7 protein-coding genes are annotated in these 7,177 nt (G+C 27.9%); 5 read left to right on the top strand and 2 right to left on the bottom strand.

All coding sequences use genetic code 11. From position 1 onward, the window contains the following. Positions 1 to 158: 158 nt before the first annotated feature. Both Q0776_RS13885 and Q0776_RS13890 read left to right on the top strand, forming a co-directional pair. A complete protein-coding gene (locus tag Q0776_RS13885; RefSeq protein WP_298369430.1) occupies positions 159 to 764 on the top strand; it encodes a hypothetical protein in 606 nt (201 codons plus the stop codon). Between the two features lie 558 nt (positions 765 to 1,322). Beyond that, a complete protein-coding gene (locus Q0776_RS13890; protein ID WP_298369432.1) occupies positions 1,323 to 2,234 on the top strand; it encodes a metallophosphoesterase in 912 nt (303 codons plus the stop codon). Positions 2,235 to 2,383: 149 nt separating this feature from the next. On the opposite strand, the gene Q0776_RS13895 is transcribed toward Q0776_RS13890, so the two are convergent. Beyond that, a complete protein-coding gene (locus tag Q0776_RS13895) occupies positions 2,384 to 2,929 on the bottom strand; it encodes a VOC family protein (RefSeq protein WP_298369436.1) in 546 nt (181 codons plus the stop codon). A gap of 160 nt (positions 2,930 to 3,089) precedes the next feature. Here Q0776_RS13895 and Q0776_RS13900 point away from each other — a divergent pair, with 160 nt between their 5' ends. Further along, positions 3,090 to 3,989: a DUF1080 domain-containing protein gene (locus tag Q0776_RS13900; protein WP_298369439.1), complete on the top strand. Its 900-nt coding sequence runs from the start codon at positions 3,090 to 3,092 to the stop codon at positions 3,987 to 3,989. A 324-nt stretch (positions 3,990 to 4,313) separates the two neighbouring features. On the opposite strand, the gene Q0776_RS13905 is transcribed toward Q0776_RS13900, so the two are convergent. Further along, positions 4,314 to 4,910: an NAD(P)H-dependent oxidoreductase gene (locus tag Q0776_RS13905; protein WP_298369441.1), complete on the bottom strand. Its 597-nt coding sequence runs from the start codon at positions 4,908 to 4,910 to the stop codon at positions 4,314 to 4,316. Positions 4,911 to 5,003: 93 nt separating this feature from the next. On the opposite strand from Q0776_RS13905, the gene Q0776_RS13910 reads away from it, so the two are divergent. Both Q0776_RS13910 and Q0776_RS13915 read left to right on the top strand, forming a co-directional pair. After that, entirely contained in the window at positions 5,004 to 5,906 is a 903-nt protein-coding gene (locus Q0776_RS13910; RefSeq protein ID WP_298369444.1) for a LysR family transcriptional regulator, read from the top strand. A gap of 717 nt (positions 5,907 to 6,623) precedes the next feature. Next, the coding region (locus Q0776_RS13915; protein ID WP_298369447.1) for a hypothetical protein at positions 6,624 to 7,177 on the top strand (554 nt) is incomplete at its 3' end.

A 7,177-nucleotide genomic window follows, 5' to 3' on the forward strand; every position in this document is an offset into this window, starting at 1 on the left:
CCAAAAATTTAGGAAAGTTTTATTGAAAAAAGGGTAGCTATTTACTTTTCAAAAGTAAGAGTTTTCAAAAAATACTTTTATCCATTGCGGAAAACCGTAAGGTTATATTTTTTTATGATGGTAATTTTGAAGTAACAAAACTTTAAATAATAGCATAAATGAAAAATTTTAAAATTGTAGGTATTTTATTAATAACCATTTTAATATCTAGTTGTTCCTCTATGTCATCTATTAGTAATGGTGGTTATAGTGATGTTTCATTAAATAAGAATTCAAATGAATATGAATTAAAAAGACTTCATCCAATTTCAGTTGAAGGACGAGCGCTTTTTGGAATACCAATGAAGGCAAAAAAGAAAAGAGGAGTAGTTGTAAGATTTAATGGAATTGAATTAGGCAAGTCAAATCAGTTTTTACCAATTTTAACTATGATTGGCTATACATTTGGTACAGGTGTATTAATTAATGATATTGTAGGAGTTGAAAATGATTGGGGTAGCAATAATTTTGGTGAAGATAAATTAGGGTTGCCTTTAGCTTCTGTAGCGGTATTACCCGTTGCAGCTATTTTGAATAATTTAACTTGGAGTGGAGCTGCGATGCAAAACGCATCATGGAATTTAAATAGTCGTCTAGTTGAAGAAAATCCAGATGTTGATATATTTTTAAATCCTAAATATGAAGTGGAATATAGTCAAGGGCTATTTTCTCAAAAAGCCAAAGTAACTGCAAAAGTTATGGGTGCTACAATTAAAACGGATTGATAGTAGAAGGAAGTTGTAAATTTGAAAAAGAGTTGTCAAAACCTTACGGAAAGCCGTAAGGTTTTGTTTTTTTATGACGGTACTTTTAAGGTTATAAAAGTTTAAATAGAAGTGACTGAAAAATTCTTAAAATAAAATATGGAAAATTCAGAATGGTTAATTTATTTTCTAAAAAAGGAACTTTTTATTTGGGTAGCATAAAATAGAGAATTTTTAAATTTTGATAAACCTATTTCAGATATTATTATGTTAATACATAAGAGTAATTGAAATAGGTTTCTTAATTTTAAGAGTTGAACAAAGCCAAAATTAGAAAAGTTGAGATAGAGAAATTGGCTGCTATTATTTCATTTAAGAAAATTAAAACTAGTTTTATGTAATTATGAAAAAAATAGGTAAATGTGGAAGTTGTAATTTTGATTTATTAAAGTGTGATAATTGTGGTACATCAGGATGTTCAAATAAAGGTTGTTCTAATTTCAATTGGAAAGATGTGCATTCTTTTTTAAGAAAAGCTAGTTGTTTAATATGTAAGAAAAATTAGTTTAATTTTATAATATGAACTACGATATAATTGGTGATATACACGGTCATGCAGATGAGTTAGAAAAGCTTCTTCAAAAGTTAGGATATAATTTATTGAATGGAATTTATGAACATTCTGAACAAAGAAAAGTACTATTTTTAGGAGATTATATTGATCGTGGACCTAAAATTAGAGAAACATTACATATTGTAAAAAATATGTGTGATACTGGAAATGCAGAAGCTATTATGGGAAATCATGAGTTTAATGCGGTTTGTTTTCATACTACTGATAAAAAAAACGGGGGCTATTATAGGAAACATACATTTACAGAAATCAATCAGCATTTTGAAACACTAAAGCAATTTAAAGATTTTAGTGAAGAGTGGAAAGATCTTTTTCTTCCTTGGTTTAAGAAATTACCATTATTTATTGAAAAGGATAATTTTAGAGCTGTGCATGCATGTTGGGATGATAAACATATTAATTGGCTTAAAAACAACTTTAAAGGAAAATTAACCAACGATTTCCTTGCTAATTTTAATAAAAATAAATCAATTGAAAATGTAGTAATTGAAGAAACTTTAAAAGGAAAAGAAATTAACTTAAGCAACGGACATACATTTTTTGATAAAGATGGAGTTGAAAGAAAAGAATGCAGAGTAAAATGGTGGCAGCCCATAGAAAAAAGAGTAAAAAATAGTGATATTTTAATGATGTGTCCATTAGAATACGGAAATGAATTTATTGAAGATGGTAAAGGCTTTCATTATACATCAAATAAAACCGTTTTTTTTGGACATTATTGGTTAAAAGGAAATCCAGTTGTTGAGAATAATAAGGCTATATGTTTAGATTATAGCGTAGCTAAAAAAGGACATTTAGTTGCTTTTAAATCAGAATATATAAGTGCTATAAATAAAGAAGAAGGATTTATTTATTAGTAGTTAAAATATCCTAATTATTACAAAAAGCTTACAATAAATTGCTACAATATATAGAACATTAAATTATGTATACGGCTTAAAAAAAACGTAATAAATACTAATGACCCATCCTGAATAAAGGCTACATAATTTTAAATATTAATTTTCTACCAAGCCGATAGTCCAATAATTTCACCGTTTGGGCCTACAAAAAAAGTATATTTGTCGCGGGCATAGTTTTCATTTTCCAGTTCGTAACCTTCTTCTTTCAACTTATTTCCTATTGTTTCAATATCATTCACACGAAGCATAAAATGGTTATGGTTAGTATTCCCAACCGGGCCAATGGTATTTATATATTCTGGAGCCGTAAGTGATAATGTTATTGTAAGGTCATTTGCCTTTAGCTTCATTGCCAACATCCCCTCAATACCTTTGCCTTGAAATACAACAGCATCGTCTAATTTAAAACCTAAAATCTCACGATAAAGTTTTAAAGATTTTTCAAGTTGTAATACATGTACACAAATATTATCTAATCCAATAACCCGTGCCTGTACATTACTAGTATCATTTACAGCAGGTTGCTCTAAATTCTGAGCAAAACTAAAAGTTGTACTTGCTATAACTAAAACCACAAAGCATAAAAACCTAAAACTTAAATTAGATTTACTATTATTCTCTTTTCTGCTTATTTTATTACTACGTTTCATTATTAAAACTAATTAGGCGTTTTTACTATTTATTAATGCATAAATATAAAATAATATCTTAGGTCTATTATTATAAAAAAATATATTTTTGTTTCTTTTATATACTCTCTGAGATAAACTGTTTTAAAAAAGCTATTTAACCAAGTTTAATTATTTACAAATGAAGCGAATCTATATTTCTATTATCATAACATTCATATTAACATCGTGTACTAATGTTGTCAAGAAACATCCTTCTGATCAGAACAGCGAATACAAATGGAAAAACTTAATTGACCAAAATCTTTCGGAATGGGATGTTTATTTAAGTTATAAAATTCAGCCTGGTTACAATGGATCACAGCCTAAGGATGAACTAGGAAATCTAGTTGAGCCCATTGGATTAAACAACCCGTCTTATAACGTGTTTTCTACTATTCAGGAAGATGATAACTTAATAATAAAAAATTCAGGTGAGTATTATGGATGTTTGGTAACTAAACAAGAATATAAAAATTACCACTTCCAACTAAAATATAAATGGGGTAATAAGAAATGGGCTTATAGAAAAAATTTACTAAAAGATTCTGGTATTTTATACCATTCAATTGGCCCAATTGGTGTTGATTACTGGAGATCTTGGATGCTTTCTCAAGAGTTTCAGATAATGGAAGGGCATACCGGAGACTTTTGGAGTCAAATAACTTCAGCTATTGACATTAGGGCATACAAACCAGAAGGAAATTTAAATCCTATGGCGCACCCTTCTCAAGACTACCTAACAATTGGCTTCCAAAGTCCATATAAAAATTATTGTTTACGAAGCAGTAATTATGAAAAAAACCACGATGAATGGAACACTTTAGATTTATATTGTTTTGAGGATAAAAGTTTACATATTGTGAATGGACATATTGTTATGATTTTAAAAAACTCCAGATTTACTGACGAATACGGCAATACAAAACCATTAACAAAAGGTAAAATTCAATTACAAAGTGAAGCTGCTGAGATATTTTTCAAAGACATTAAAATTAGAAAAATTGATTCACTAAGTAGTTCCCATTTTGCACTTTTCTGAAACTTTACTCATTACTGTGAAAAATTAGAAAGCGAAACTATATTTACATAAATTAATAAAATAAAAATTCTATTTAAAGTTACTTTATAAAAACAACAGTACACAAGAATGTTTGTAAATCATAGTGCGAGAAGTGGTTTAAGGAAATTTTGCACTTTTATGTAGCACCGCCAAATTATCTTGAATAGACCTTTTATGATATGGAAAATTAAAGCCAAATTATCATTGCTTTGGTTAAGAGAAAAAAGGTAATATTTTAGCTCTAGTTGCACTATGCTTTATATACGAGACGTTCTCCTGCATTTTCGAAACGAAACCAGATAATTACAAATTAATCATTAAATCATTTAAAAAAGCACTGTAATTATCCAACTCAAAAGGCACATCTGCATTTTTTTCCATATCGTGAAAATGATGTGTTGCTAATAATTCCATTCCTGTAAAAGCATTCATTTTGTGAAAACCAAACATCACACCTTCATCTACACTTTTTTGATTAAAAAATTCATTTTCTAAAGTAAATGCGGTTTTAGGTGCATTCCAACTTGTAGTAAGTATGTATTTTTTTCCGTGCATTAAACCACCAGTCCCGTAATTGATGTCTGGATTTTTTCTACTTCTTCCATCACTTGCATAAATTCCATTTTGATGACCTTCCGTAAAAACTTCATCTATATATTTTTTAAATCCAAAAGGTATTTGAAACCACCAAATGGGCGTATGATAAATTACTATATCTGCCCATTTAAATTTCTCAACTTCTTCCTTTACATCATAATTGCCGCCTACTTGAGTATATTTCACTTCAAATTCCTCACGCGTATCAAAATATGAAATAGTAGTATTGAAAAGTGTTTCGTTAAATATTCCACCAGAATGTGCAAAAGGATGACTTCCATTAATTATAAATATATTTTTCATTTGTCTCTTATTTTATTTGAGGCAAAATTAAAGCAATATTTATTATTGTAAAAATAATACAAATCATACCTTTGTATCAATAATTTAATAGATATGGTGAATTTAGAATGGTACAGAACATTTAAAGAAATATATGAAAACGGAACTTTAACTAAAGCTTCTATTGCTTTATTTGCTTCTCAGCCTGGAGTTAGTGTACACTTAAATGCACTAGAAGCTTATGTTGGCAAAAAACTATTTGAACGTACTTCGAGAAAAATGATTCCAACAGAGGATGGGAAATTTTTATATGAATATATTATTGAATCTTTAAAAAAACTTGAAATAGCAGAACAGCATTTTAAAAAAACAACTCAAGAAAAAAATCCATCTCTAAACATTGGAATGTGTTCAGAAATGTTTCAACTAATTATTGAACCCGAAATTCCAAAACTAGACTTTGACCTAGTAGCTAGATTTGGAGCACATACAGATTTAATAAAAGACCTAAACAATGGAATTTTAGATTTAGTAATAACACCTAAAAAACAGAATGAAAAAAAATCATTGGTTGAGTATATTCCGTTTTCAAAAGAAAGAATCGTTTTAATAGCTGGCAATAAAACAGATACAACCAAAACACAAGAACACCTAAAATCAAAAGATTTAAGTAAGTTAGAAGACGAACTGCTTCAAAATGTTTGGTATAGTTCATCAAACGAAATGGAACATTTTAGACGTTTTTGGTTTGAGAATTTTAATAAGAAACCTGCTTTTAAACCCAACTATATTTTACCAAATATTACCTCTATTATAAGATGTTTAAACAATGGAAACGGACTTGCATTAGTTCCGGATTTTTTATGTCAAGAACAAATTTTAAGAAAGGAAATAAATTTAGTTTGGGAAGGAAAAGTAAAAACAGAAAACACCTTATATTTTGCGTCGAGAACAGATTTGAAATATAAAAAAGAATTGAAAACAATTAAGACTATATTTACATTAAAAATGAAATAAACACGATTAATCATTAAACAGTTTAAAGGGGTAGTTTTGAATGCATTTAATAAATGGTGTTTTTAATATCTCTTTTATTTTGGCTTATCTATTGTGAAGAGTTATTTATGATGTTCTTTAAACCATAATATGAGGTTTGGATAATTTTTTTTTGATACGTAATTGAAGATTATTACAAAGTTCGAGTTTCTTAAATTTTTATAAAGTTGTTTTACTTGAAAGATTATTAATAAACGTCATTAAGATTATTTTAAGTTTACAGTCATGTTTTGAAAAATCATTGAATATTTATAAGAGTAGTCATATTTGATTGTGAAATTATTACAATAATATTTTTTTTTTACGTTTAAAATAACTACATTTCAGTGTTTAAATGTGTTAATACCAGCATTCTAACCTCCCCCTAGGTTAAAAGTTTTTTAATTATGTTGGTTTTTTAAAATTCTAAAAGTTTTTTTTGTTTAGATAAGAGTTCTTTTAGAATTGTTTAATTAAGTGAATAACTCAAGGTTTAAAGATCTCAATTTAGTAAAACTAATTAAGTTTACTTTTTTTGATTTTATTTAATAGCCTTTCTATAATTATCTGTAATTTTTCGTTTAAAAGATCTTACTTAGTAGAAATTTCTACCCGGATTATTTAAGGAGATTTATAGTTTTAGATAAATTTAAATGTTGTGATCAGTTTCATTAAGTTTATTAGTAATAATTAAAAAATATGATAAAAAAACTACTTAGTTTATATAAATATATTTTTTGTTTTTCACTATTTTTTAGTGTGAATGGTTATTTGTTTGCCCAAGAATTATCCTTTAATATTAGTTATTCTACTTCAGAAGAGATAAGTAATCCGTTGCTAAATTTAGATGGTTATTTTGAAGAATTTGTTGAAGAGCTTACTATTGTTGAAGATAATGAAATTGATTATGAGCTTTATGAAAATAACTTAGTTGTTGCTGCTAACTGTCAAAATATTTCTGTTTTTTTGGATTCTGCTGGAGTGGCAACTATATCACCTTCTGATATTAATAATGGAAGTACAGGAACACTTTCTATTGATATTTCAAGTTTTAATTGCTCAAATATTGGACCAAACGTTGTTACATTAACTTCTGATGATGGAGGGATTATAACTACTTGTACAGCTACAGTAACGGTAACAGACAATGAAATACCAGTCATTACCCATAGTGGTAATGAGAGTGTAAATAGTGATTCAGGAATCTGTGGAGCATCTGTAACAGTTAGTGCTTCGGCTACGGATAATTGTAG

The organism is uncultured Lutibacter sp., assembly GCF_947495725.1.
Taxonomy (GTDB): domain Bacteria; phylum Bacteroidota; class Bacteroidia; order Flavobacteriales; family Flavobacteriaceae; genus Lutibacter.

What these genes read in the sequence shown, in the direction of transcription:
- Q0776_RS13885 (WP_298369430.1), top strand. Translation starts at nt 159, where the DNA reads ATGAAAAATTTTAAAATTGTAGGTATTTTATTAATAACCATTTTAATA.
- Q0776_RS13890 (WP_298369432.1), top strand. Translation starts at nt 1,323, where the DNA reads ATGAACTACGATATAATTGGTGATATACACGGTCATGCAGATGAGTTA.
- Q0776_RS13895 (WP_298369436.1), bottom strand. Translation starts at nt 2,929, where the DNA reads ATGAAACGTAGTAATAAAATAAGCAGAAAAGAGAATAATAGTAAATCT.
- Q0776_RS13900 (WP_298369439.1), top strand. Translation starts at nt 3,090, where the DNA reads ATGAAGCGAATCTATATTTCTATTATCATAACATTCATATTAACATCG.
- Q0776_RS13905 (WP_298369441.1), bottom strand. Translation starts at nt 4,910, where the DNA reads ATGAAAAATATATTTATAATTAATGGAAGTCATCCTTTTGCACATTCT.
- Q0776_RS13910 (WP_298369444.1), top strand. Translation starts at nt 5,004, where the DNA reads ATGGTGAATTTAGAATGGTACAGAACATTTAAAGAAATATATGAAAAC.